Origin of the sequence: Nocardioides endophyticus (assembly GCF_039543845.1) — a bacterium.
Classification (GTDB): Bacteria; Actinomycetota; Actinomycetes; order Propionibacteriales; family Nocardioidaceae; genus Nocardioides; species Nocardioides endophyticus.
The window spans coordinates 1-22130 of record NZ_BAABKN010000041.1 but is presented as its reverse complement, the minus strand read 5'-3'; the positions used below and the strand labels follow the sequence as shown (position 1 = coordinate 22130).

Below are 22130 nucleotides of genomic sequence, written 5' to 3'. Positions count from 1 at the left end.
TATGAGCTGAACGCCTTTAAGTATTGGGAGTCTCTCATGCGCAAGGTCACAGGCACCTGTATCTCGGTCGCCGCCCTGTGGACGGCTCTACTGTTCGTTGGGGCAGTCACCGTTCCCGTCTACTCGGGCTCCTCCACGATGGGGACCAGTGACGGGCAGTGGACGACGACCACGTCGGCGACCCTGTTTCAGCAGAACGGGGTGTGGGTGTTCGTGCTTCTGTCGGTTCCCGCCGTCGCCGTTCTCCTCGCGGCCTGGCTGCTGGCAATCGAACCGCGCCACCGCTGGGCGCGCTGGGCCGCCTGGGGACCCGTCGGGCTCGTCGGGGTCCTCACTGTCCTCGGCATTCTCACTATCGGGATCTTCCTGCTGCCAGTCGACGTCCTTCTCGGGATTGCGGTGTTGACCGCCACCCTCGACCGAACCTCCTCCCAGCCTCCGCCCCCGTGGCCTCCCACGACGACCTCGGAGCGGTAGCCCCCATGGCCACCGAAGCGCGGCCTGCGGCGACCAAGAACCCGCCGGGACGGGGCGCGACAACACGGGCGGCCATCGTGGCAGCGGCCGAGGAACTCCTTCAGGCACGCGGCTACGAGGGGATGACGATGCGCGAAGTTGCCCAACGTGCAGGGGTCTCGCTGGGCACTGCCTACTACTTCAGCTCCAAGGAGCACCTAGTCCACGGCTTGTATGAGCGCCTGCAGCGAGACCATGCCCGAGCCGCAGAAGAAGCCTGTGTCGGCCTCACCACGCTCGACGACCGAATCCGCGCCGTCCTCCATACCTGGCTCGACGAAGCCGCACCCCTCCATGGCGTCCTCGGCTCCTACGTCAGCCTCGCCGCCGCACCGCGAAGCCCGCTGTCGCCATTCAGTACGCAATCAACTCCAGCCCGAGAAGCCGCGCTCGCGATGTGGACAGAGGTCGTCAACGGGGCATCTGTGCGTGCGTCGAAGAAGGTGCGCGCCGAACTGCCCCGGCTGCTCTGGCTCGGCCATCTCGGCATCGTCCTGTTTTGGGTCTCCGACACCAGCCCGGCGCAGTGGCGCACCCGTGACCTCGTTGACAAGTCCGCTCCTATCATCGACCGCCTTGTTCGGCTCACCGCGCTGCCGGGTGGGGCCCGTGTCGCCGACGACATCGCCAGGCTGGTCCACTCGGTCGCACCGTGGCCTGACCGCAGCTTGACCCGGGTCTCATTCCCTGCTGACGCTGGCCGTGTCGGTGGTTAGCATGACGCCCAGGCCGGAGCCCTTCGATGTTGTGACGGGGGCGTTCAGCTATTCTGGAGCGGCGATCGCACTCGAACTTCAGGCTCGCGGAAGGAAGGTTCGAACGCTAACAGGGCACCCCGGCAGGGCTCCCAAGAAGACGGCGGTCGAAGTAAGGCCCTTAGACTTCGATGACCCCACCGAATTGGCCGAGTCAATGAGGGGAGCTAACACCCTCTACAACACCTATTGGGTGCGATTCGCACACGGTCTGCTTGACCATGACGTGGCTGTGGCAAACACCCGAACGATGTTCGATGCGGCGCTAATGGCTGGCGTGGAGCGCATCGTGCATGTTTCGATCACGAACCCGTCGTTGCACTCACCCTACCCCTACTTTCGCGGAAAGGCTGAGGTTGAACAACTTCTGGCGGAGATAGGCATCTCCCATGCGATCGTCAGGCCGGCGATCCTGTTCGGTGGTGATGATGTGCTAGTGAACAACATCGCCTGGCTGCTCCGACACGTACCAGTCTTTGCGATAGGCGGCACTGGCGACTATCGAGTGCGCGGCATCCACGTCGAGGACTTGGCTCGGCTCTGCGTCGAACTCGGAGACCACCAGGACATCAACGCGACCCTCGACGCTGTCGGACCTCAAAGTCCCACATTCCGTCAACTCGTCGACGCCATTAGAACAGCCGTCGACAGCCATGCCATAGTCGTGCGAGTCCCAGGATTCGTGCTCCCTGCGATGGCAAGCGCGTTGAGCCTACTGATGCGCGACACCTTGCTTACGCGCGATGAATACCACGCCATGGCCAATGGCCTCGCTGACTCAGCTGGCCCATCGACCGGAAGCATCGTCTTCACCGATTGGGTGGCCGAGCAGGGACCCCGCCTAGGTCGAGTCTATGCGAACGAACTGGACCGACACTTCCGCAAGCATCTGACCCAGAAGCTGGTCGGGGGCCCAACGTGACCAGCACAATCGGAACAGCACAAGAAGCTTTGCTCATCACGCCACGCTCAGGTCGCTGTCCGACGCCGGTGGATTCAGGGCGAGGGGGATCCGAGGTTCGCCGGACCTACTTGTCAACCTCTGGTGCCTGAAACGCGATCTTCCAGCCTTCATCGCCTGTTTCAAACAGATGAACAATGAATATCGGGTCTTTCGACTGAGGATCCCGATTGACGACGCAATCGTTCTCCAGGTGACCATTTCCGTCGGCAGGAACTTCCCTGCACATCTTGCCGACGAAGACCACCGTCGCCGTGTCCTCTCCGGTGGCCTTAACGCTGCCCACTTCTAGTTGTCCAGAGATACCAGGGGGAGTGTCATCGCCACTCCCAAGCGCAAGAGCATGCAGGATTCCCTGCTGTGATGGGATCACCCAAATCGCTGCACCGTCGTAGTCGCCCGCCATGAGCATCGCCATGTAACGCGTCGCAGCTGCCTCAGGTTTCGATGCATGCAGGGGGGGCCTGGTGACGTCCGACAAATTGACTTCGGGCAAACTGCTAGTGCTCGGGCTTTGGGACTTTGCCAACGCTTCAGGCGATTGAGGAGTGGTCTCACTGTTGTGAGCGTCGCCAAACGAACACGCGACCAGGAAGTTCGCAATGGCGACAATGGCCAGGCCCAGGAGTCCCCTTGAGCGCGACCCCACGGTCGTGTACACGCCTAGAATGGCCAGGAAGCGCCGGTTTTCTCGTCATGGTGGACAAGGTTGGTGCAAGCGCCACTCTTATGGTCACTCCAGTGGCTCTCCCAATTGCCGGTTGTCTTGTAGCCAACGACCTGGAGGTTGTGGGAGAAGTCTGCCCTGTTACTTGAGGTCCAACCGCACGCCGCCCAACCCGCCGGCCCGAGGACTGCCCTCACCCACTGGGAGAAGGTGCTGTTGTGCATTGACGACACCCCAGAATACTCGAACCTATTGGAGTAGGTTCCAAAGTAGTTGGCGCTTGAATCAATGTACGTCCGATCGGGACAGTAACCGCCAGGGACGCAGCCGTTGAACCCGTACGACTTATGCTGGGCAGCGAGTCGAGAGCTTGAGTTCCATCGTTGAGCGACGGTTTCCGACGTGATGTCGATCTGAATTGGGTCTTCCCAGATCGTCTTGTACCACCGCGTGTACGTGGCCAAAGCCGCTTGCACTTCGCCACCCTTCGTCTCTTGACCCAGTGCTTGAGTTTCCGCTGAGGGGGGAGCAGCTTCAGCGTAGATGGCGCCGTCCGCCGGCGTCAGATCGGCAACGAGATATTCCGACTGGCACGTCGCCGGGTTGAAAGCTACCTCTTCCCTCACGGTGATAGTGGTCGTCGCGACACTCCCGACACCGCTGTCGGAGCCGCTCGACGTGCAGGAGCCGTCTGCCTCCCTGCTACCGATGACAGCAACCGTCTGGGCGCGCTTTCCAAGCGCTCGCAACTCCGACTTGTAGTGAATCCAGCCATCGCGGGTAACAGTGATCGCGCCCTGGCCATAGATGCCCTGGTCAGGCGCAGAACCGGGGTTCGGATCCTTGCTCAGGGCGGAGCCCGCCGCAGGCGAAACGGCAAGGAGGAGAAGCGTCGTCGTCGTTGCCGTGATCGAAGTCAAGCGACTGGTATGTGTCATGCTCGAACTGTCGCGGTCAGGTGGCGGACTGTCGAGTGCTTACATGTTTGCGGTCTAGACCATGCCCGGGTCTGGGTCTGGCACCAGACCATCACCGATCCCGACCACTTCGAGGGCCGCCAAGGTGCTGCGCCGAACCCGCATCAGCGCCCTGCGCCCGGTCCGCGAACCCGACGCCGAACCCGCGGTCGAGCAGCGGACGCTGAGCGACTACGACATCGCACTGGGTATCGACCTGGGTGCAGACAATGACGGTGCCCACAACACTCTGTCAGGGAGGTACATGCCCGAGCCTCAGCTCCCACGCTGGGCGACCAAGCCGTCGGCGCCCTCACCTACAGTTCGCGAGTCTGCATCTCCGTAGTCCCCTGTTCTCCCTTCTGCCGTTTCTGCGCCCGACCGGTCGCATCTATCCGGCACCTGGAACGTCACGGTCAACGGTTCGCCGGCGATGTTGCGGCTGACGCCCGATCGGCAGGGGGTTTCGGGTGACTCGACCCTGCTGGGCATGACCTGGGACGACGTTGAGACCATCACGTTCCCCACCCCGTGCAGCGTCACGTCCGCGAACGTGGCGGCCACAGCCATGCGTTGGGATTTGCCGGGACCGCGGCGGGTCGGGACCTGCTAAAACCATGGATGCTGCGGGCATCGTCGCGCCTCGCGCGCAATCGGCTACCGCGCAAGGCAGGCAGTCAGCGGTTCGACCTAACGGGTCTTTGATCGGCTCGCTCGTGGAGTGAGCCGTGACGGGTTCTTTGCCGCTCTCATACGGTGGGCGGCTCTCGGTTGAGGGCCGCGTAGTGGGCGTTCTCGTATTCGATGGGGCTGATCATGCCAAGGGTGCCGTGGAGGCGCCGGTTGTTGTACCAGTCGAGCCAGCCTGCGGTGGCAAACTCGACGTCGCCGATGGTCCGCAGCGGTCCGGCGTGGATGACCGTGGTGCGCACGCACTCGGTCTTGTCGGGCCCGATCACGCACACACCATCAGCGTGTTGACGCTCCTATATCCGTCAAGCGGCCTCGGGGAGGGCTCGTCGGGCGTCGCGTAGGGGTTGCATTGCGGCCCAGAGCTCGCGGGCGAGGAGGCGTTTGAGGCAGCGGATGATCTCGGCTTTAGTCTTGCCTTCGGCGGTGCGTCTGACGACGTATGCCTTGGTCGGTTCGTGGTGCTGCATCCGGACGATCACGACGCGGTAGAGCGCGGCGTTGGCTTGGCGATGTCCGCCACGGTTGAGCCGGTGACGGGTTGTCATCCCCGATGAGGCTGGGATTGGTGCGACGCCGCAGAGCTTGGCGAAGGCGGGTTCGGAGCGGATCCGCTCGGGGTTGTCGCCGGCGACGATGAGCATCTCGGCCGCGGTGTCGGGGCCGACGGCGAATGCCGCTGTCAGGTCCGGTGCGGCCTGAGTTGTGAGTTGGGTCAGGACCTTCTCGTGGCCGAGGATCTCTTCGTTGAGGTGCTGCCAGCGTCGTGCGATCGCGCGCAGGGTGTACTTCGAGGACGCCAGGATCGTCGTGACCTGGCCGGGGCGCAGTGCTGCGCACCGGTTGATCAGCGCCATCTTCGACAGCGGCTGCAGCTCCTCGCGCAGTTCGGGTGGAGCGTTGACGATGACCTGCTTGAGGCTGATCATCGCTGCGGTCCGGGCCTTGACCGCGATGTCCTTGGCGACCTTGACGTGGCGGATCATCTCGACGGCCCCATCAGCGGTCTTCGGGATCGCGGTGGCCTGGCCGGCGAGAACGGCTCGGGCGGCGTTCTCGGCGTCGATGGTGTCGGACTTGCCTCGCAGCCGTCGGTCTCGTCGGTCGGTGCGAACGACCTCGATCGTGCCGATGTCGCGGCGACGTACGGCGCTGGCCAGTCCGGCACCGTAGGAGCCGGTCCCTTCGATGCCGAAGGTGAGTTTGCCGCCGAACGCCACGGCCCAGTCGATCAGCTCGCTGTAACCGCCGGAGTCAGCGACGAACGACCGGCTCGTCAAGGCGGCACCGAGTTCGTCGATGGCGAACGCGACATGGACGTACTTGTGGGTGTCGACACCGATGATGACTCGACGGTGCGCGGGGACCTGTTGCATGCTCATGAGTACTTGCTCCAACCAGACCAAGGGACAGGGCGAGTGACGCTGGCCGGTCGGGTGGACGGGACTGTGATGAGACTGCTGTATCAGGCTCCTATGAGGTCACGCCCGCCCGGCCAGCACCAGGGGTGGTGCACCCCCGGGCGGACGACAGATCAACAGCCAGGACACCCAGACTTCGGGGTCAGTCGTAAGCAAGAGTCAGGCCGCCAGGAGGCGTGTGGCAGTCTCACAGTCGTAGACGTCCCCAGCCGATCCGATTGATGGCGCGACGCCCTCGAGCTCGAGGTGCTCGGTGAACCGGATCGAGGTGTACTGGCTGCCGGCGTCGGAGTAGTGCAGCAGCTGCCCGGGCCCAACCCGGGTGCCGTGGCGATCGCGGTGCCACGAGGCGATCCGTCTACGGCGCGCGTTTGCCCGTTGGTGCGAGATGCGACAGGTCTCTGCATATCAAGCAGGGCACGCTACGACTTCCGGGCGCGTTCCATGATCTCGACGATGACCGCAGTCTTGCCTCCGGCGTAGGCGTTCATGTCCGCCCAGTCCTGATCGATCAGGGCGCGCTTGGTGCGCTCGTAAAGGTCGCGATCCCCTGGCTCCGAGCGCAGGTGGTCGCGAAAAGACAACAGATCCAGCGCCTCATGGTCCCCGACTTCGTGGATGTGCACATGGACATCGCGGGCCGGGGTGCGCACCATGCGGTGTCCGGGCTCGCGGACGCGGAGTTCGTAGCCAGCGTCCAAAAGTTGGTCGAGGTAGTCCTCTTCGGCCGTGATGTCCTCAACGGTGACGAGGATATCGAGGATCGGCTTCGCTGCCAGCCCTGGCACTGATGTCGACCCAATGTGTTCGATTTGGACGGCTGTACCGAGGGCGGTGGCGACCCGACGTTCGTGGCTGGCGTACCAACCGGGCCAGTTCGGGTCGTAGTCGGCCAGCACGAGGTCGCCCTTCTCGGTGCCACCAACGAGTTCGACCGTCGTGACGTCTACTCGGCGAGAGCTGCGGTCTGTGGGCATTGTCCAAAGTGTTCCATGATGGCCGGGCATGACCGCAGCGGGATCCGCTTGCGGGACTCCTCTTCCACAACGTGAGCCACCGGCTCCGGAATCTCCTTGAAGTTTCGGGGGGACGCTGCCTGACCTGCGTAAACGCGGCTCGGGGCGCCACGTCCCCCGCGCCATTCGACGGTTCGGGGGACGGATGCGGGGACGCTGAGCCGCCACGCTGCGGCCCGTGACCGAAGTCAGCAGCGCCAGAGTGTCCGAATCGTGCGCGCCGCGGTTGCTTATCCGTGGCGTGAGGATGTTGCGACGACTCTCGAGCTGCGCCACGCGGTACGTAAAGACACGGTCATGGCCGGGTGCCAGGCTGGTTCTCGTTCCTCAGGTCGGGGTGCTCGACGGTCTTCATGTAGCGGGTGGCGCCTTCGACGCTGAGTCCGAAGAGGTCGTAGATGCGGCGTACGTCGCCGCCGGTGGCGTGGATCTCGTGCAGGATGCGGTCCTCGCGCAGGGCGCGCGGGCGGACGCGGCTGTCCTTCCAGGGAAAGGACGGGCCGCCGGGGACGAGTCGCGGCGCGGTGCGTCGGTTGATGAGCAGGTGCGGGTTCGCGGTGGCCGGCCAGGTTCGGTTGCGGTGGTCGAGCCAGGCACGCAGCCGTGTCCTGACGGGTGCGGCGAGTGGGATGTCGCGGCCGCCGAGGTGGAGGCGACCGTCGACGATGTCGGTCATCTGCAGTTCGCGGACCTGCTTGCCGGTCAGTCCGTGGAAGGCCACCAGAGCCACAGCGAGCCCGACGGCCGGGTTCGGCGAGTCCAGCTCGGCCCGGATCAGGGCGGGGTCCAGCGGCAGTGGAATGTTTGTGGCGACGCGGGTCAGGTCGATGCCCTTCATGGGGTTAGCGAAGACGAGTCGGCGTCCTTTAAGGATCTTGAACAGCGACTTCAGACCGTTCTCCGCGAAGTGGCGATGGCTGGTGCCGGCGGGCAGGGCCGCGAGGGCGGCCAGGATGTCGTCCTTGCTGATCTCGGCGAACGACTGGCGCCCGTGTTCGACCCACGTCTGCACGACAGGCGCGAGACCTTGGATGTGGAGCTCGACTGTCTCGGGTTCGCGGGGCAACTGGCGAGGTGCGTGTCGGGATCCGCCGAGCATGATCTGAAGCCACAGCTGGAAGTGCTCGCGCATGGCGTCCGGGAGGGCCCCGGACTCGATGAACTTGGCGTTGAAGTACCGCTCAACCCGGGTCGGGACGTCCTCGATCAGGAGCCCGGCTTCCGCGAGGACGTCGAGGGTGGAGGTGATGGTCCCGTCGTATCGGCGCAACGCCACGACGTCACTGGCGCGGACCTTGGCGATGGGAGTAGGCCGCAGGATCTGCAGCAGCCGCAGGGACTGGATCACGGCATTGCGCTGCCTGACACTCCAGCCATAGCTGCGGGCGTGGTCGGCGACGATGGCCGCGCAGTACCGGGTCAGTTCGCTGTCCTCGACCAGGAGGCGTTGGCGCAGCACCGCGGGGTCGGGGTCCATGTTGAACAGAGTCAGCTGTTCGAGCGCGTGGTCGTCGAAGCTGGTGCCGGGTTGGTAGGGCAGCTGGTTCTTGTTCTTCTTCGACCATCGGCCATCCCAGGTGACATAGTCGGGCAGCGGCGTTGTACGCCGCCTGAAGACCATGTTGGCAAAGAACAGTTGCTGGCTTCCCTGGTTAGCGCTGGCCAGGTCGGGGGCACGGGCGGGCCCCTGCTCGAGTCGGGCATTCTCGAGGCACAGGCGACAGGCTTGTCGGTCGCTGACGTGGCTGGCTCGGCCGCAGTAGGCGCAGGTGCCCTTGGGGTAGTGGGTCTGCCACCAGCGGCAGGACCAGCAGGTCCAGTTGTGGCGGGGGTAGACGCCCCAGGCCAGGCAGCCCTTGCAGGATCCGATGTGCTCGGGGCTGCGGGGATGGCACCGGCTGCACAGACCCTGGCTGAAGTAGTCGGTGCGGGCGCGGCAGCGGTTGCACGGTGGAGCCGTGAACGGGCGGCCGGGCAGGCACTGATAGCAGAAGTCAACCCTGGGGCTGGTCCACGCGACGCGGTTGCTCTGACACTGATTGCACTTGGGCGGCAGCCGCAACGCCGCGTTGGGGCCGGGCGCGGGCATGCGGTGCTCGTCGCTTCCGTGGGCGATGCGGGTGCGGGCTACAGCGGTGGGGTCGAGCGGGGCTTGCCAAGCCCCGGTGTGACCGCCGGTGGCGTGCCGCCGTTGCCGTTCGGATCGCCATCCCCGTCTCCGTCGTTGCCGTTGGCTGCGTCGGTGTTGCGGGGACGGCGCGCGGCGACCTTGTCCGGCTCAGGTGTCATCAGGTCGTTCGGCGTGCATTCGAGCACGGCGCACAGCACGTCGAGCTCCTCGAGGCGCATCGTCGGCGGGATCCCGGCCCACCACGACGACATCTTCCCGGCAGAGATCTCAAGCCCGGCATGTGCCAGCATCCTGCGCAGCTCTGCGGACTTCCAGATCCCTCGTTCAGCGGCCCGGAGCCGCAAGCTCCACTGCATCTGGATCCTCTCCTTCGATTCGTCGGTCGCGTCAGTCGGTACGGATGCCCAGGCGGGCCTCGATGCGGTCGTTCGCGCTGTTCCATGCGCGTTCGATGTGGTCACTGCGGACATGGAGGTAGCCCGAGGTCGTCGCCAGCCACTGGTGGCCAAGGAGCTCTTGGAGCGCCTTGATGTCCATGCCGGCCACGTACAGCGACGAGGCGCAGTAGTGCCGCAGCACGTGTGGCGTCATCCGCCCCGACCACGCCGGGAGCCACAGGTCGACCTGGATTCCCAGGGCGCGGCGCAGCGCGTTCGCGCCGACACGTCCGCACCGGTCCAAGTCGCGGTCGAACCGCTCGGACGGAAACAGCGGCGCGTCCGGGTCAGCCCAGTCATGACCGTACTGGGGGCGGACCTCGGCCAGCCACCAGTCGATCAACTGGTTCGCGCCGTTGATCGCTGGCACCAGCCGTGGCTTGGGTCCGCGGCCGCGGGAGCCCTTGCCGTGGCGGACGTGGAGCTTGCCGAACTCGCCCAGATCGGGGCGCCAGTCGCGGATGTCGAGCATGACGGTCTCGTTGATACGCAGCCCGAGTCGGCGCCACAGCGAGGCAGCGAAGTAGTCGCGGGCCGCCGGGAGGTACTTGCGCGCCTGCGTGACCGTCCCGCGCCAGGCGGTGAACAGCGAGTCGATCTCCTCGTCCGAGGGCGGCACGCGGACCTTGCCCAGCGATGCCCCGGACTGGCGATTGAACTCATCGATCGGCTGCTCGACCAAGACGCCGGTCGCGCGGCGGATCGTGCCCTCGTAGCGGGCGATCACGAACTCGTAGAAGCCCGCCAGCGCACCCGCCTTGCCTGCGCGGGTCGACACGCTGAGTCCCCGCCGGCGCTGCTGGGCCAAGAAGGCGTCTGCGTCGGCGCAGGTTACCTCCCACAGCGGCCTCGACAGCGAACGAGCGAACTCGATGACGATCGCCCTGGTCGATCCGATGTGGCGGTCAGTCAGACCTGCCGCGGACATCGCCAGCGCGTACTGGTCAACGAGCTCCTGCTCGAAGTCCGCGGCGGCCTGCGCACCTATCAGTGCCGGATCAGCAGCGCTGCCACCCGGCAACGCCACCAAGCCCATCAGTCACCATCTTCAAGCGAGGCGATCATGCGTCGACTCCACCGCGAAACCGTCAGCCACGCTGACAGTGCGTCAATTAAGCTTCTGGGGGGCCTGAACCGACGCCACCTGCACAAACACAGATCGAGGCGCATGGACGGCCGATCGAACCTGGGCTCCTAGAGATTGGCCACACGCCATGAACACCCACGTGCGGTCTCGTGTGGCCCGCGAGGCCAAGCTCGAGGCGCTGCAGCAGCGACTCACGGAGTCGGTCGCCGCGCTCGTGAGCGGCGAGGACTGGACGCGGGCGTTGACCTTCGCCGCACGATTCCGCGGGCGCAGCTTTGGGAACTCCGTTCTGATCGCAGCCCAGCACTTCGCTGCGTATAAGGAGGGTCGCGTGCCCGGACCGACACCGACGTACGTCGCCGGCTTCCATCAGTGGCTCTCCCTCGGCCGACACGTCGAGAAGGGCCAATCCGGCTACGGCATCCTGGCTCCGGTCACCGCCCGGCTCGCCTCCCGGAACCCTGCCGACGCCGCCTCATGGCGTCGCCTCGTCCGAGGCGAGAAACCCTCGCCCGGCGAAGTCGTGAAATCGATGCTCATCGGCCTCAAGCCCACCCATGTCTGGGACGTCTCCCAGACCGCCGGTGACCCGGTCCCCGAACTCCTCCACCCGACCCTGCTGCAAGGCCAGGCGCCCGCAGGGCTCTGGGACGGCCTCGCGGACCAGATCACGGATCACGGCTTCGAACTCCGGTTGGTCTCCTCGGCCGCGGCCATCGGCGGGGCCAACGGGCTGACCGACTTCCTCACGCGCGAAGTCTCCGTCCGCATGGACATGGATGACGCCGCCCAGGCCAAGACGCTTGCCCACGAGCTCGGCCACGTCCTGCTCCACGCGCCGACGGTCGGAACCCTGCCTACCGAGGTTGCGGCGGACGCCAGCCTGCACCGCGGAATCGCCGAGGTCGAAGCCGAATCGGTCGCACTCATGGTCGGCGCCGCTCACGGGCTCGACACCGCCTCCTACACCGTTCCGTACGTTTCGACCTGGGCCGCCAGCGTTCCCGGCAAGACGCCATCTGAGGTCGTTCAGTCGACCGCGGACAGGGTGCGCAAGGTCGCGCTCGGAATCCTCCACCGACTCGACACCCAGCAGGTCGGCGACGGCAACCCACCCGCCCTCGACCGCGAGGCACTCAGCCACTGGGCCGCAGCCAGTCCTGTCGTCAATGGCGTACGCCGGGACGAGTCGGGAATCGGGCTATGAGGATCCCTGCCGTGCTGGCCACAGCGCACGTCGACGTCGATGCGGACGGCCACCTGCACATCGACATCGACGGCAAACCCTTCGCCGCCGACCGGCCGTTGACTCGCAACGACCTCTCTTCTGCCCTCGACGAGGTCACCACGAGTCTGGGGACCGCCGTCCGGGTCCAGGTTCGCGAGAGCGACGGCACGACGTACACCGATATCGCGACTCCACCCCAGGCCGAATCCACCGTCGACATCTCGGAACCCGGGGCGGCCCTCCCGATGCCCGGCCTCCACGGCACCGGCTTCACGCCCGGCGAGGAGGTCGCCCTCGCATTCGTCGTCGCGCGCCGGCCAGCCGACGCCAACGGACAGACCGCCGTACATCTCCCGCCCGCGCTCGCAGCTGCTCACCGTCATGGTCTCGTGCTGCTCGGCATGACATCCCAGATCATCGTCACGGTCGAACAGCCCACATGAATCCTCGTGCCCACTCGGTCGACGACGAGCTGACCAACGCGGCGCTCGTGGTCATCTGCGCAGCAGTCGTGATGGCGCTTCTACTGCGGGGGGCCGGCTCCATCGCGGCCCTGATCTCCGGGTCGGAGCGCCCCACGGGGAGCGCAACATCGGGCCTGCGTGTCCTGACGCAGCCCGATTCCCCGGACGCGGCGCTTGGTGCACGCGGTCTCTCGATGTCCGCGTACTGGGGCGTAGTGCTGTTCCTCGTCGCAATTCTCGCCGCAGCTCTGTGGGCCACATGGCTCGTTGTTGCCCGCGCACAACACCGATCCGCTCACGACCCCCGCCGCATTCGAGGCACCGCAACCGCGCGGGACATCGACGCCGTCGCATCCGAGAAGGCACTCCTGCGACGGGCGAGAACCCTGCGACCCTCCCTCACCCATCCCCGAGCCGCCGACGTGGGCTACCTCCTGGGCAAGAGTCACGGCCGCGGGATCTGGGCGTCGGTCGAAGACTCGATCCTCGTCATCGGCCCACCCCGCTCCGGCAAGGGACTGCACCTGGTCATCAACGCGATCCTCGACGCGCCGGGCGCCGTCGTCACCACCTCCACCCGACCCGACAACATCGCCGCAACCATGCGAGCCCGACACGCACGCGGACCCGTCGCGGTCTTCGACCCACAACGCCTCACCGCCGGCCTCAACGTCGTCCACAGCGCCGGCGTCCGCTGGTCTCCGATTCGTGGCTGCGAGGATCCGCTGACTGCCATGGTCCGAGCTACAGGTCTGGCGTCATCAACCGGGCTGTCCTCAGGCGGCACCGAGTCAGGCAGCTTCTGGGAGGGACGCGCCCGCGCCGTACTGCAGGCGCTCCTGCATGCCGCCGCCCTCGACCACCTGCCGACCCGAATGCTGTACGAGTGGTCCCTGTCGGCGAACGCGGCGATGGACGCCGTCGGCATCCTCTCGAGCGACCCGAGTGCAGCGCCGGGGTGGGCCGACTCCCTCACCAGCATGATCACTTCCGACCCCCGCACCCGGGATTCGATCTGGATGGCAGTCTCACAAGCCATGGCCTGCCTCGCCGACCCGCGGGTACTCGAGGCTGTAAGCCCAGCGCCCGGCGAAGAGTTCGATCCCACAGACTTCTTGACGAACAACGGCACGCTCTACCTGCTCGCGACTGGTGCCGGCGCGGGTGCTGCCTGGCCGCTCGTGGCCGCGTTCGTGGAAGACCTGACCGAGACCGCCCGACACCTCGCAGCCGGCGCGCCGGCCACGAGGCTTGACCCACCCGTGCTGCTCGCGCTGGACGAGATCGGAAACTTGGCGCCCCTTCCATCGCTACCGATCCTGATGGCCGAAGGCGGCGGCACAGGCATCACGACGATGGCAGTGCTTCAGTCGCTGTCGCAGGCGCGCAGCGGGTGGGGCGAGCACGCCGCCAGCGCTATCTGGGACGCCTCCATCGCGAAGGTGGTCCTCGGCGGCGCCTCCGCGTCCAAGGACCTTCAGGAACTCTCGGTGCTCATCGGAGAGCGAGACGAGCCCAGCGACTCGATCACCATCAGCGACTACGGCACCCGGTCGATCCAGCGATCGACGAGGCAGCGGCACATCATGCCGCCCGAGCGCATCCGCATGCTCCCATTCGGCACAGGCCTTGTGTTGCTCCGGAGCGCTCCGCCCATCGTGACGGACCTCCGACCCTGGCAGCCGCAACGGTAGTACGCCGTCGCGGCTATCCGCCCTAAGACGCACTGCACTCTGCAACCGAAGGCCGGCGTTCAGAGCGAGCAGCAGGTCGAGGCACTCATGCGGTCGCCGGCCAGGTCACCTCTCCTCAGGCGGGGATCTCCTTCACCATCGACGGCGAGGTCCCAGGGTCTCCGGACGGGGGCGCGCCTCAGGACGGGCAGGTGTGGCTGTCGATGGAAACGACGGCGCTGGTTCTAGGTGTGAGCGTGCCGGCGGTGTCGAAGCGGGCCCTCAACGGGCGGATCCCGTCAACCGAGCTGGGCGGACGGCGGTGGTTCCGCAGGACGGACGTCGAGGTCTTGGCGGCGGCACGAGCATTCAAGCGCCGAGCCTGATCGATACGGGATATCTGCACTGCACACCGCGTTCGATGCAAGAGTGGCCGGCATGGCAAGCGAAGAGTTCGTGGCTCGGCTATCTCCTGAGGACTATGGCCGACTGGAGGAGTCCCTTCGCACGAAGGACATGACTGAGGCCTATGCGATCTTGACGATGCTCGGCGAGCATCGATCGCGCGCTCTCGCCGCGTTCGCATCCGCAGAGACCGACGTCGCTCGCGAGGTGATGCGAGAGATTCTGCAAGAGTCGCGCGCCACCGAGGCATTCATCTATGACCTCGTCCGGCGAGTGAAAGACGACCTGCACTCCGAAGCCATGCTTGGTCTCGCCAAGACGAGCAACGGTATCGCCGCCTCCGCCGAACAGACGGCACAGTCGTTACGCAACTGGACCAAAGCTCTCGTCTTGGCCACGATCGTGTTGGCGGTCGCGACGGTTGCCCTTGTCGGCGCAACCCTTACGCTCTAGTTGCCGCAACGATTGCACCGCATTGGAGCACGATGAAGTATCGAGTGATCGAGCAACTCTGGGTCCCTCCCGCGATAGGTCCACGTGTCACGGGAACGGACCCCCTCAACGGTCTGTGGCTCCGGCATCGCGTTGCGGAGTATGAAGAGACGGAGACCTCGTGCGGGGAGATCATCAGTCAGGACGCGAAGGTAGTCGATGAGGTCTGGTCGGAACTCGCGGATCGCTGCCCCGCGTGCGATCAAGCCCAATAGCCGTCCAGGCACACATGGCCTTGGCCCGTATCGGCTAGCGCTTCAGCTCCTGCTGCTGCGCGAACTGGACGTGATGATCATGCGGACAGCTTCGGAGGCCACGTCTCCCTTCGGCAGCAACTGCCCAACCGGCGTCTGAGACCGGATCGCGCCGACCAGCTCGGCCAGCGTCGTCCTCACGTGCTCAACAATGCCCGTGAGCGAGGCTGACGACACTTGCCAGTACAGGGCCGTCGTCTCCTGGAACGGCTGCCCCATATCTAAGGCGGCGCAGACGTCCATCGCAAACTTGTGCGTCATGTGCTGGGACCCACCATCGACCATCGCGGCGTTCGCCATCGCCTCGATCTGGCCGATGCCCTCGAAGAAGGTTGGTCCGTTCGCAAACGTCTCTCGCGCCCACTCCGGAATGACGCTCGGACTGATGAGTTGGCCGGTTCGCCAGGTACGCCCGACCGTCGCGTTGATGTAGATGGGCGCGGGCACTCGCCGGTAGTCGGGAAGCGAAGCATCGTCCTTATGGCCGTGAAGCTCCTGGCTCGCCCAGTCCCGCAGCTCGGAAGAACCTGCGCGACCTCCGAGGAGAATGCAACGGCGAAGCGTTGGCGCGACCGGCGAGTCATTGACGATGTCGGTCTCCAACGCGGCAAGAAGATCGAGATTGTCGCTCATGGGTGCATCATCCCCGTACGACCTCCGCGCACGCGGGACCCTAGCCCGCGCGCCTGCGTCGCTACGCGTCCGAACTGAGTGACGATTGCGACGTGGCAGGCAAGTACGACCTCGCGCTGGAGGAAGCACGACGTGAGCTTTCGCGACAGTCTGCCGATCTCTCGTCGTTGCGGGACCGGTCCGTCACGCTTCTCGGCATAGGGGGAACGCTAGCCAGCATCCTCGGGGGCTTGGCAATCCGCGACGGACGAGAGATCAGTCCGTTCACGGTCGCAGCCGTCGGCGCGTTCTGCGCCCTCTCGACAGTCACGGTCGTTGTCCTGTGGCCACGCAAAGTCGAGTTCGGGCAGAACCCATCAATGATCATCAAGGCTGCGGACGTGCCCGGAGCGACAACGGACGATCTGGTAAAGCACCTCGCCGAACAGATGAACGCTCAGTACGGCATCAACAAGCCAAAGGTCGATGATCTGGTCTGGTGGTACTGCGGCGCCGTCGTGCTATTCGTGGTCGAGGTCGTGGCACTGCTGCTTGACCTACGCGGACGTTAAGGAACCCAGTGACGAACCCCCCCCCGGCACCCACGCCGCCGCCAAGTCGGCCGCCGACCCTCCCGCCAACGACTCGACCGCCTGAGCGCCGTGATCACCCAGCGCGTCCAACTCCGCCAGCGGCCCCGCGTCCCAGGCCGCGGTAGACGGTCGGGAGCACACGACGTGGACTGGATGTTTGAAGGTCTTGGGACTCTGTTCGTCGGACTGGTGGTCGGTGGCGCCGGGGGGAGTGCAGTTACTTGGCGAGTCGTCAACAAGTCGCGGCGGCAGAAGCAGCGCGCAGGCGACAACGCTTCGCAGACCCAGATCGGTGGAGACAGCTATGGCCGACCGCCCGAATAGAAGCACCCAGAGGGCGGGCGAGGGAGCTCAGCAGCTCCAGATCGATGGTGACGTCTACCTGGGCGTCACCCCGGCCGAGGCGATAGAGATTGCCCGCCTCGTCGCGCAAGACGTTGTCGCCTCGTTCACCGCCGGCGCACTCGCGGAAGCCACCAAAAGGATCGACGCCTTCGACCGCAAGCTAGTCGAGGTCTTGGACCAAGAGCACTCGCTGGCTGCCTTCTCGGAGCCTGCATTTCAGATTCTGATCAAGAAGGCACAACGAAGCGCGGCTGCGTCCGGTCGTGACTCGGACTATGACCGCCTAGCCGAACTGCTCTCAAGGCGAGCGCATGAAGACGATCGCAAGAAGCGTGCAGCCGTCGACCGCGCCGTCGAAGTCGTCGACCTTGTGGACGATGCCGCTCTTGCGGGCCTCACAGCGGTTCGGTACTTCCTACTGGAGTCACCGACTGGCGGAGCCATCGGCGCCGGCCTCGACCAGTTCGAGAAGTTTGCAACCGCCATCGTCGACCTTCCGCTGCCTGAGGACGAGGATTGGATCGAGCACCTGGACTCACTAGGACTAGTGCGGATAGCGCGACTGGAGACGTTCCACCCTGCGAAGCAAGTGCTGGCGAACCTCTTCAAGGGCTACGTCTGTCCCGGGGTCGAAAACACATCGGAGAACGTGATCGCCTACTACGCCCAAGCGAACCAGCAGGGTGTGAAAGCTCGGATGGAGGAGCACGAGCTGCGCGATGGATTCCTCCGGATACCAGTCAGCAACGATTCCAGCGTCCGCGCACTTGCCGAGAGCCACCCGCATGTCGTCAGCAGCTTTGACGCCTTCCTCGAAGCCGCGAAACCCACGGGGTACGGAACAACGGATCCGGCAGCGATGAGCGCCCTTCTGGCAGAGATTGACTCTCGACCGACTACCCGCGCGCTCATCGAGTGGTGGGACCAGCCACGGGTCGGCTTCCGCCATACCCCCGCAGGCGCCGTCCTGGCCGCTGCGAACTCACGGCGGCTGATGCGTGCCGTCGGATTGTCGACCTAGAGCCCCCGACGCTCTCGGCGCCTGGCCCTGCTGCGCGCCGGACTCTCTCTTTCAAGTACGGCAGTCGCCCGACGGGTTGGTGTTCTCCGACGTCACGTCGTGGCCGTTGGCGCACTTCGTGCGCGGCGCTCCGCGCGACGTCAGGGCGTCCAGGTCTATGCCGGCGGCAAGCTGGCGCTTCCGCCCGGGCCAGACGCACGACCTCGACCACATCGACGTCCTTCGGACGATGGCACGGACAGCCGCAACGAACCGGCTCTGCGCCTGGGCGGGTGTAGACGCTCCCTCGGCAGGTCGTGTGGAAGCCGGCGGCGGCCTTCAGACGGCCGTGCGCCGCCTCCGTGCGGGCTTGCAGGCACGGCCCGAAGATCGGGCTCTGAGGTCGCGCGGAGGTCATGGGTGCGACCTCGTGGTGAGACACGGTCATGCCGAAGCACCTCCTTCCGAGGTGGGTTTGGCGGCGCGGCGGCCGACGTTCGGCGGCTGCTTCCGCGCCCAGTTAGTTCGCAGGATCCTCCGCGGCGTCGGCGGCTTCGCGAAGGCGGTGATAGTCCCGGATCAGGGCCGGCATGGCGAACCCATCAGCCGAGAGGTCGGCGTACGGATAGGAGGCCATCCGCGTGAAGCGCCGAAACCAAGAGTCGTCGTCCGTCGAAACCACGTCCTCAGAGACGTCGTCGAACTGAGGAGCAGTGATGTCGATGATCCAGCCGTCCTGCTCAATCCAGGCGTGCGTCTGACCTGTCTCATCGATGCCCGAGCGGTAGTTCCACACACCCAGGCCAGCGTCCTTCAGGTACTGACCCAGCAGTTTGGAAGAGTCGCCGCAAGCTCCGCGCGGGAACCCATCAAGCTGGCGAGACTCCAACTCGCCGGCGCCGATCGCTCTCGCCATCGCCGCGCGAAAGCGGACGGCCGCCTCGGTCGCCGCAACGTGATCCGCCATCGAGCACCTCCAGATGAGTAGGGCTTCGTCCGACTTGTCGTGGCCGCCATGGTCGCACCGCGAACGGCCCTCCGGAGTGATTCCGGAGGGCCGCCCGCGATACTGGGCGAGCCGTGCGACGTCCGCGGCGTAGATGCGGCTGTCGACGCCGTTGGCCGCATCGCGAACGAGCGTGAGCCGCGTGCGCTCGGCGCCGGCGATGGTGCCGCTGGTCGGGAGCGAAAGCACGAAGACCTTGTCGGCGGTCGTCAGCGTCCTCACGACGGCGGGCGCGAGCTTGCCGCGCTGCCCCTGCGGGATAACTGCCATGGAGATCACCTCCTCTCTGTGCTGGTAGGGATGCCGGCTTCTCAGTCGGTCCGGAGGTCGATGTCGTCGAGGTTCAACGGGATGCCGCCGAAGGTGTCGACGGCGGGCACCTGATCCGCGGAAACGGCACGCTGGAGGGCGTTCTCCAGCGCGGCGAGGATCTTCTGGACCTCGAACAGCGGAGTCGGGCGGGGAACCTTGACCTCCCGAGCACGGATGTGGTCGAGGGACGCGCGGACGCCTTCGGCTTCGGCGAGGTCAGTCGACAGCTCGGCGGCCTTCGAGCGCAGGCGGCCAACCAAGCGGGCGTCCTCGGCGACGAGACCAGGCACCAGCTCCGGCGCCTTCCGCTTCGTCCAGGTGTGCCGCATAGCCTGCACCTCGGTGATGCGCTGGTGGACGACCTCTGCCGGGACGCGACGGCCGAGCAGCGGAGTCGGCTCCCGCCGCGCGGCGTACAGCGCACTATTGTCTGAGCATGACTGAGCAGCCGCACCCTCCGATCGGAGCCGCGGCGTATCTGAACCTCGCAACCAGAATGTTCGGCCCGGGTTTCTCCGGCGAGGGAACGCTCAGTGTCATCGCCTCTACGCAGATCCACGGCAGCGACCACGCGTCTATCACCGAGACCGCGACGATCTCCGCCGCTGGGGTGGTGGCCTCAAAGCCGGTTGGTGCCCAGGTCTGGACCTTCCTGGCTCGCCTATCGCCGGGTCAACTCCTGGCCGTGTACGTCTACCTCCAGGCGAACTCGGTGGTCGGGCTGCAGGACCCTGAGGCGCTGATGTACTCGGTGCTGCTCACGCTGCCCTTCGTGGCGCTCGTGGTGCGGGCGATCAACCAGCGTCGCTGACCTCTACGGCCGGTCGGTCATCAGTAGGTCACTTCGGCCTGCGGGATGATCTGGTTCTCGACGTTCTGGTACGTGAACGTCCACCGGTAGGTGTACTGCGTCGCGGTGATCCAACTGCAGCCGTCCGGGTTGTACATGGAGCAGGACCAGTGGGCGGGCTGGCTGGTCGACACAACCAGCGTGTACGCCGCGCCGGGCGTGAGCGCGAGTGCCGAGGCGAGGCCGTCGCCCGGGTTGGAGGACGTCGGGATCACGGTCCCCGCCGCGTCCGTCAACTGGGACGAGCAGGTCGTGCGGACCTCAGTGCTGAACAGGCAGGCGCGGGCTTTGAGATAAGTGACGGTCGTGCCCTGGTACTTGTCGTAGACGATGGCGTCGATGTCGAGGGGGGCGTCGATCATCATCGGCTTCGGCGCTGTGGGTGCCGTCGGGGTCGGCTTGGTCTTGGGCCGGGTGACCTCGCAGGCCGTGCCGTCCTTGTCCCGGTCCAGGTTGCGCTTGTTCAGCGCGTAGACCGCAGGCTTCACGGTGGGCTTGTAGTTGCCCAGGCGGTACTGCTTCGCGGCGGCGGGACGGGACTTGGCGACGCCGTGCGGGTACCTCTTCTGCAGCTTGGTGCAGTTCGAGAACTTGCCGGGCGTGGCGGCGTCGGCTGCGGGCGCGACGAGCAACGCGCCTGCAAAGGCGAGGACGAGGATAAGAGCGAGGCGGCGCATAGCCCACATGATCGGGGACAGAAGGATCGGGTGCTAATCCGCATCAGACCTCTCCGAGGTAGCGCAGACCCGGCAGTCCGAGTGCGGCCGGTCGCGTCGCGACGGGCTTGTGCACTACAGATCGAATAGGCGGTAAGGGCTGACCTCGTCGGCGTCGATACCGTCTTCTGCAGCCTTCTCCGCGACGGCGGTACGCAGGATCTGCAGCGAGAGCGGCGGGAAGGGGTCGCCCCAGTCGCGATCTCGGTACTCGATGCGCACGATGTTGTGCTCGAAGATGCCGTCGCCCTCGCGGAGGAGGAGGACTCCTTCGTCGAAGCGGTACAGCGGGTCAACTTCCTCCCGCACCGCGGTAATGATTCGGTTCGCGGCGCGCGTCAGCTCGATCGCGAGGAAGTACGTCATCGTGCACTGGACCCGGTGCTCAGCGATCAGCTCCTCGTACAATGGCGGATTCCATGAGTCGAGCTTCTTGTACTCCCGCTCAAGCTGCCACCGATTGGACTCGCCCACTCGGACGAATGACTGAGCCACGTGAGCGGTCAAGACCCGCACGACGTCGAGGAATCGATCGAATGCCTCGCGCACGTGCGGCGAAGTCTGCGGCCAGTCCCGGGCAAGCAGCCACTCCCCCAGCTCGAAGAGCCCGTCCCGGAGCGGCTCCCTGATGTACGGGACTGGCGTGTTCAATGACCACGTAAGGTTCTGCCACTCATCGAGCATCGCCTTCGCTTCCCAGACCTGGATCGCCGCGGCCAGCCGCTCGTCCGCAACGCGCTGCCGCTCAGCCGCAGCACTCTCCAGCTGCTGCAGTGCTCCCTCATGATTCGACCGCATCTTCTCCAGGTCCTCGACGGTGAAGCCGCGACCTCCGTCCTTGTCGACGAGGGTGTGGTGTGTCGGACACAACAAGATCAAATTGGCATAGGCGTCCAGGCGCTTCGGCGGGTACTCGCCGTCGTGGCGCGGGCCACCGTCTTGGCTGGACCGGATGTGCGCCTCTTCCCCGAGCACGACGCCAGCCTCACCAAGCACCTCCGACTCAGGATCGTGAAGGTCGACGGTCAGCAGTTGGGAGCAGTCGGGAAACGCACACTGATTGCGCGAGCGGCCCCACAGCAGCTTCCTGTCGGCTACGCGGATACTCATCGCACGGTCCTCTCATCCACCGGATCAATCATCCGACGGCCACCACCACGGCCCGGGCGACGCCCTACCGGTGCAACCGTAGGCGTTCCCAGCCGACCGCGATTCCGCGAGCCTCGCCGCAGCAGGTCAAGCAACGGGACGTGATCGCCGTGACGATCCGCTCGAGGACTTCAGCGACAGGTTGCGCTCACCGAGCGCCATGCCACCATGCGCCGAGTGTAGGAACGGAGGTCTTCACCATTGGCCGAATTGGCGATCAGCCTGGCGACCGGCCGCGTATCGGCCACGTGTGTCTTAGCACCGCCAATGACCTGGCCAGCGAGCCCTAGGACTGCTGCAGAATTGGCGCCTGGCAGCAATGGCGCACCTAGCTCCTAGTGACCCGGATTTGAGATCCGCTGCATAAGTCGTCCGAGGCTGCTGAGGATCTGTT

General features: G+C 65.7%; 22 protein-coding genes and 2 pseudogenes. 11 read left to right on the top strand and 13 right to left on the bottom strand.

All coding sequences use genetic code 11. The features are described 5' to 3' along the window. The first annotated feature begins 36 nt into the window (after positions 1-36). Genes ABEA33_RS26690 through ABEA33_RS26680 form a run of 3 tightly spaced genes read left to right on the top strand, consistent with a single transcriptional unit; the run spans position 37 to position 2193 of the window. Positions 37-477, top strand: coding sequence for a hypothetical protein (locus ABEA33_RS26690; RefSeq protein ID WP_345530189.1), 441 nt, complete (start codon positions 37-39; stop codon positions 475-477). A 5-nt stretch (positions 478-482) separates the two neighbouring features. Beyond that, the gene (locus tag ABEA33_RS26685; protein WP_345530188.1) at positions 483-1232 is read left to right on the top strand and encodes a TetR/AcrR family transcriptional regulator; all 750 of its coding nucleotides are present in this window, start codon (positions 483-485) and stop codon (positions 1230-1232) included. A gap of 1 nt (position 1233) precedes the next feature. Beyond that, a complete protein-coding gene (locus ABEA33_RS26680; RefSeq protein ID WP_345530187.1) occupies positions 1234-2193 on the top strand; it encodes an SDR family oxidoreductase in 960 nt (319 codons plus the stop codon). 106 nt (positions 2194-2299) lie between these two features. Here the strand turns inward: ABEA33_RS26680 and ABEA33_RS26675 are convergent, their stop codons facing one another. Both ABEA33_RS26675 and ABEA33_RS26670 read right to left on the bottom strand, forming a co-directional pair. Then, positions 2300-2893, bottom strand: a complete 594-nt coding sequence (locus ABEA33_RS26675) for a hypothetical protein (RefSeq protein WP_345530186.1) — start codon at positions 2891-2893, stop codon at positions 2300-2302. Between the two features lie 2 nt (positions 2894-2895). Further along, positions 2896-3819, bottom strand: a complete 924-nt coding sequence (locus ABEA33_RS26670) for a hypothetical protein (protein WP_345530185.1) — start codon at positions 3817-3819, stop codon at positions 2896-2898. Between the two features lie 75 nt (positions 3820-3894). Between ABEA33_RS26670 and ABEA33_RS26665 the strand changes: the two are divergent. Further along, positions 3895-4084, top strand: a pseudogene (locus ABEA33_RS26665) (IS21 family transposase); the annotation flags it as partial. A gap of 520 nt (positions 4085-4604) precedes the next feature. On the opposite strand, the pseudogene ABEA33_RS26660 reads toward ABEA33_RS26665, so the two are convergent. From ABEA33_RS26660 to ABEA33_RS26635, 6 genes and pseudogenes are all read right to left on the bottom strand, one after another. Next, positions 4605-4808 (bottom strand): annotated as a pseudogene (locus ABEA33_RS26660) (integrase core domain-containing protein); the annotation flags it as partial. A gap of 42 nt (positions 4809-4850) precedes the next feature. Continuing rightward, positions 4851-5927, bottom strand: a complete 1077-nt coding sequence (locus ABEA33_RS26655; RefSeq protein ID WP_345530184.1) for an IS110 family RNA-guided transposase — start codon at positions 5925-5927, stop codon at positions 4851-4853. 461 nt (positions 5928-6388) lie between these two features. After that, complete coding sequence (locus ABEA33_RS26650; RefSeq protein WP_345530183.1) at positions 6389-6943, bottom strand: GrpB family protein; 555 nt, start codon at positions 6941-6943, stop codon at positions 6389-6391. 334 nt (positions 6944-7277) lie between these two features. Then, positions 7278-9071, bottom strand: coding sequence for a hypothetical protein (locus tag ABEA33_RS26645; RefSeq protein WP_345530182.1), 1794 nt, complete (start codon positions 9069-9071; stop codon positions 7278-7280). Positions 9072-9109: 38 nt separating this feature from the next. Next, positions 9110-9403 (bottom strand): helix-turn-helix domain-containing protein, encoded by a 294-nt coding sequence (locus tag ABEA33_RS26640; protein WP_425577480.1) that lies wholly within the window; start codon positions 9401-9403, stop codon positions 9110-9112. Positions 9404-9500: 97 nt separating this feature from the next. After that, positions 9501-10586: a tyrosine-type recombinase/integrase gene (locus ABEA33_RS26635; RefSeq protein ID WP_345530180.1), complete on the bottom strand. Its 1086-nt coding sequence runs from the start codon at positions 10584-10586 to the stop codon at positions 9501-9503. Between the two features lie 178 nt (positions 10587-10764). Here ABEA33_RS26635 and ABEA33_RS26630 point away from each other — a divergent pair, with 178 nt between their 5' ends. From ABEA33_RS26630 to ABEA33_RS26615, 4 genes are all read left to right on the top strand, one after another. Next, positions 10765-11844 carry an ArdC-like ssDNA-binding domain-containing protein gene (locus ABEA33_RS26630; protein WP_345530179.1) on the top strand — a complete coding sequence of 360 codons (1080 nt, stop codon included), beginning with the start codon at positions 10765-10767 and terminating at the stop codon, positions 11842-11844. An 11-nt stretch (positions 11845-11855) separates the two neighbouring features. Continuing rightward, complete coding sequence (locus ABEA33_RS26625; protein WP_345530178.1) at positions 11856-12308, top strand: hypothetical protein; 453 nt, start codon at positions 11856-11858, stop codon at positions 12306-12308. Further along, entirely contained in the window at positions 12305-14023 is a 1719-nt protein-coding gene (locus ABEA33_RS26620) for a type IV secretory system conjugative DNA transfer family protein (RefSeq protein ID WP_345530176.1), read from the top strand. The genes ABEA33_RS26625 and ABEA33_RS26620 overlap by 4 nt, the downstream gene beginning before the upstream one ends. Before the next feature lie 417 nt (positions 14024-14440). Continuing rightward, positions 14441-14860 carry a hypothetical protein gene (locus tag ABEA33_RS26615; protein ID WP_345530175.1) on the top strand — a complete coding sequence of 140 codons (420 nt, stop codon included), beginning with the start codon at positions 14441-14443 and terminating at the stop codon, positions 14858-14860. 296 nt (positions 14861-15156) lie between these two features. Here ABEA33_RS26615 and ABEA33_RS26610 read toward each other — a convergent pair whose 3' ends face one another. Then, entirely contained in the window at positions 15157-15786 is a 630-nt protein-coding gene (locus ABEA33_RS26610; protein WP_345530174.1) for an AbiTii domain-containing protein, read from the bottom strand. Between the two features lie 92 nt (positions 15787-15878). Here ABEA33_RS26610 and ABEA33_RS26605 point away from each other — a divergent pair, with 92 nt between their 5' ends. Together ABEA33_RS26605 and ABEA33_RS26600 are read left to right on the top strand one after the other, a co-directional pair. Then, positions 15879-16337 carry a hypothetical protein gene (locus ABEA33_RS26605; RefSeq protein WP_345530173.1) on the top strand — a complete coding sequence of 153 codons (459 nt, stop codon included), beginning with the start codon at positions 15879-15881 and terminating at the stop codon, positions 16335-16337. 325 nt (positions 16338-16662) lie between these two features. After that, positions 16663-17724 carry an LPO_1073/Vpar_1526 family protein gene (locus tag ABEA33_RS26600; protein ID WP_345530172.1) on the top strand — a complete coding sequence of 354 codons (1062 nt, stop codon included), beginning with the start codon at positions 16663-16665 and terminating at the stop codon, positions 17722-17724. A 499-nt stretch (positions 17725-18223) separates the two neighbouring features. On the opposite strand, the gene ABEA33_RS26595 is transcribed toward ABEA33_RS26600, so the two are convergent. Together ABEA33_RS26595 and ABEA33_RS26590 are read right to left on the bottom strand one after the other, a co-directional pair. Beyond that, entirely contained in the window at positions 18224-18979 is a 756-nt protein-coding gene (locus ABEA33_RS26595; RefSeq protein WP_345530171.1) for a DUF2026 family protein, read from the bottom strand. Positions 18980-19020: 41 nt separating this feature from the next. Further along, complete coding sequence (locus ABEA33_RS26590; protein WP_345530170.1) at positions 19021-19350, bottom strand: hypothetical protein; 330 nt, start codon at positions 19348-19350, stop codon at positions 19021-19023. Between the two features lie 107 nt (positions 19351-19457). On the opposite strand from ABEA33_RS26590, the gene ABEA33_RS26585 reads away from it, so the two are divergent. Then, entirely contained in the window at positions 19458-19832 is a 375-nt protein-coding gene (locus ABEA33_RS26585; protein ID WP_345530169.1) for a hypothetical protein, read from the top strand. A 20-nt stretch (positions 19833-19852) separates the two neighbouring features. On the opposite strand, the gene ABEA33_RS26580 is transcribed toward ABEA33_RS26585, so the two are convergent. After that, on the bottom strand, positions 19853-20548 hold the full coding sequence (locus ABEA33_RS26580; protein ID WP_345530168.1) for an excalibur calcium-binding domain-containing protein: 696 nt from the start codon (positions 20546-20548) through the stop codon (positions 19853-19855). Positions 20549-20662: 114 nt separating this feature from the next. After that, entirely contained in the window at positions 20663-21697 is a 1035-nt protein-coding gene (locus tag ABEA33_RS26575) for an HNH endonuclease (protein WP_345530167.1), read from the bottom strand. Positions 21698-22130: the final 433 nt, after the last annotated feature.